General features: G+C 42.5%; 4 protein-coding genes. All 4 read left to right on the forward strand.

Annotated elements, in window-relative coordinates:
- Positions 1–313, forward strand: a 313-nt coding sequence (locus ACEW8S_RS18725) for a transposase (RefSeq protein WP_373519629.1), incomplete at its 5' end; no start/stop codon positions are given.
- A gap of 230 nt (positions 314–543) precedes the next feature.
- The gene (locus ACEW8S_RS18730) at positions 544–1398 is read left to right on the forward strand and encodes a phosphoenolpyruvate hydrolase family protein (RefSeq protein WP_373519630.1); all 855 of its coding nucleotides are present in this window, start codon (positions 544–546) and stop codon (positions 1396–1398) included.
- On the forward strand, positions 1391–2626 hold the full coding sequence (locus ACEW8S_RS18735) for a Tm-1-like ATP-binding domain-containing protein (RefSeq protein ID WP_373519631.1): 1236 nt from the start codon (positions 1391–1393) through the stop codon (positions 2624–2626). Before ACEW8S_RS18730 ends, ACEW8S_RS18735 begins: the two co-directional genes overlap by 8 nt.
- A 142-nt stretch (positions 2627–2768) precedes the next feature.
- The coding region (locus ACEW8S_RS18740) for a hypothetical protein (RefSeq protein ID WP_373519632.1) at positions 2769–3549 on the forward strand (781 nt) is incomplete at its 3' end.

Genomic DNA, 3549 nt, shown 5'->3' on the forward strand with positions numbered 1-3549 from the left:
GGAGGGGCTGTTCATGAACGCCGATGCCGGGTTCGATTCAATGGACTTCCGTAATTCCTGTTACAAAAATGATATCAACGCGAACATCTGTTTCAATAAACGTAACGGGGACAACGATAGGGACGAATATTTCGACAAGGAGCTCTATGATGAAAGGTATGCCGTAGAGCGCACCAACGCATGGATGGACAGCTTCCGTTCCTTGCTCAACAGGTTCGATACAACGGTCGAAAGCTGGAAAGGGTTCAACTATCTGGCATTCATTGTGATAGCGCTTAACAAATTCAAAAAGAAGAATAAGAAAAAAGTTTAAACCAGTTCCAATTCAAATTTTAAAAATTTGTTACCTTAGGTAACAAATGTGTTACTCAAAGTAACATATTCTTTTGGTAAAATGGAAGAAAAAATTGAAAAATAAAATATCGTATATGTGTAAGTATTTAAGAACAAACAACTTATATATTATTAGTGTTAATGTATTGAAGATGGAACAATTTTTGCCAATTATATATTAAATTTCATTAATATTTTACTAAAAAATAAATGATTACACAATCTAGAACAGAGATTCTTGCGAATCTCAAAGAAAAAATCTCCCAAGGGCAACCTATCATCGGTGGGGGAGCAGGCGCCGGAATTTCGGCCCAGAGTGAGGAGGCCGGGGGCATTGACCTTATAGTTATTTATAATTCGGGTCGCTACCGAATGGCAGGTCGAGGTTCTTTAGCAGGTTTATTGCCTTACGGTAATGCCAATGAAATTGTCAAGGAGATGGCCTATGAAATCCTACCGGCTGTAAAACACACCCCTGTATTGGCCGGTGTGTGCGGTACAGATCCGTTTATGCTTCGGGATTCCTTTTTAAAAGACCTGAAAAGCATGGGGTTTGCAGGTATTCAAAATTTCCCGACAGTAGGTTTGATAGATGGGGGCTTTAGGGCCAATTTGGAAGAGACAGGTATGAGCTATATGCTAGAAGTAGAATGTATAAAGGCAGCTCGAAGTCTAGAAATGCTAACGACACCCTATGTATTTAATACTAAGGAAGCCAAGCTGATGACGGAGGCCGGTGCCGACATCATAGTGGCGCACATGGGTCTCACCACGAAAGGAAAAATAGGAGCCAAAACTTCAAAAACCATAGATGAATGTATCCTAGAGATTCAAGACATTGTCAATATAAGTAAAAACTTGAATAATGAGGTTATCGTTTTGTGCCACGGGGGCCCGATAGCACAACCCGAGGATGCCCAATATGTACTGGATCGAGTAGAAGGAATAGATGGGTTTTATGGCGCCAGTTCAATGGAGCGGCTCCCTACCGAGACGGCGATAACCAATCAGATCATAAAATTCAAACAAATGAAATTCAAAACAAAAAAGCCTAAAAATGTCTAAAAAAGTTGTAGTGGTCGGTGCTTTTGATACCAAGGCTGTCGAATATAAATTCGTCATAGACCTTTTTGAAAAAGAAAGAGGGTACCGAGTAATTACTATCAACACCGGTGTTATGGGCGCTACAGACTTATTTCATATTGATGTAGTGTCTGAAGAAGTTGCAAAGGCCGGAGGAACCGACCTCTCTACCCTTCGGGATGCAAATGATCGTGGTAAGGCAATCGCAGCAATGTCAAATGGGGCCAGTGAGATAACCAGTAGTTTGTATGAAAAGGAAAAATTTGACGGGATAATAGGGATGGGCGGTACAGCAGGCACTAATATGGTAACTGCGGCCATGCGTGTTTTGCCTTTTGGCATGCCTAAAATTTGTATTTCTACGGTAGCGTCGGGGGATGTCAGTCCCTATTTGGGCACGAGCGACATTATTTTGATGCCATCATTGACCGATATATCCGGAATCAATTCCATAAGTAAAGTTTTCCTGACAAATGCCGTAGCTGCATTGGCGGGAATGCTCGAAGTAAAAATAAAAGTCGAAAATGAGAAACCCATTGTTGCCGCCTCGATGTTCGGTAATACTACGGCATGTATTGATCGGTGTCGTGAAATGCTTAGTTCAAAGGGTTTTGAGGTTCTTGTTTTCCATGCTACCGGAGCTGGAGGTAAAACCATGGAAAAATTGGTCAACGACGGTGTTATTGAAGCCGTGTTGGATATAACGACCACAGAGTGGGCCGACACCCTATGCGGTGGGGTTTTTGACGCAGGAACCGAGAGGCTCGAAGGGCCTGGAAAACTCGGCATCCCCCATCTTATAGCCCCGGGATGTATAGATATGTGCAATTTTGCGGGACCAAGCACCATCGATTCCCGGTACAAGAATCGCCTGTTTTATCAGTGGAATCCCAATGTAACTTTGATGAGGACGACCGTAGAAGAGAACCGGAAACTGGGAAAAATATTTGCTCAAAAGGCGAATGTCGCAAAAGGCAAAATAGCATTTATTATCCCAACCAAGGGTTTTTCAATGCTCGATTCAATAAATGAAAAAGGCGAACCTCAAATTTTCTGGGACCCGCAGGCGGATCAGGCATTTGTCGAAGCCTTAAAAAGTAACCTTAGTCCTAAAATTGATATTGAAGAGATCGACGCCAATATTAATGACCCAATATTTGCGGAAAAAGCGGTCGAAAAATTTTTAGGGATGGTAAACGGAAATAAGTAAATAAATTATGAGAAATAAACGATTTAAATTCCAAAGCACAGTCTCACAACTTTACGTTAAGGGTAGGGCCGTTCTTTCTTTTTCTTTTTTATCAATTGCGTTTTTTTGCTTATTTACCGGTTGCGGGCCCAAGGAAACTGAAATGAAGGATACGGCCTCCAATCTAGATTCGGCCCAAAATGATAGTATTCCCCCCTTGCAGGTACTGGTGCCCGGTTTCTCGGTGAAAGAAATATCCCTTGATCTGAACAATATTAACGTAGTCCGTTATGGTTCTGACGGAAAGCTGTACGCCCTGGCTTATGATGGCAACATTTATGTGCTTTCGGATACCGATGGCGATGGATTGGAAGACAAAGCGTACTATTGGTGGGATAAAAAACCCTTGGTGTCCCCGGTCGGAATGGTTGTTGCCGACGAAGGCATCTACGTAACATGTCTTAACAAGGTTTCCTTGATTAAAGATCTGGATAACGATGGCATCGCCGAAACAGAAGAAATAATCACATCGGATTGGGAAAAGCCCTCGGTTTATACAGGAACAACTGCGACCGGTGTAGATGCTTTTGGGATTGCCAAGGATAAAAAGGGCAATATCTTCTTTGCATTGGGGTCCGCTGATTTTACCAAACCCTACATGGTCGATTCCTTGGGTAACTCCAAATATAATCTTGAAAGTGAAAGGGGAACAATTTTGAAAGTGAGGCCCGGCAGTAGTGCACGGGAAATATTCGTAACGGGAACACGATTTCCGGTTGCCATGGCATTTAATAAAGAGGGAGACTTGTTCGCTACGGATCAAGAAGGGGCTACGTGGGCGCCCAATGGTAACCCATATGATGAACTTTTGCATATTCAAGAGGGCCGTCATTATGGTTTTCCTACAAGACATCCTAAATACCTCCCCAATGTCATCGATGAAC

The sequence above is a fragment of the Pricia sp. genome, assembly GCF_041745955.1.
Lineage (GTDB): Bacteria > Bacteroidota > Bacteroidia > Flavobacteriales > Flavobacteriaceae > Pricia.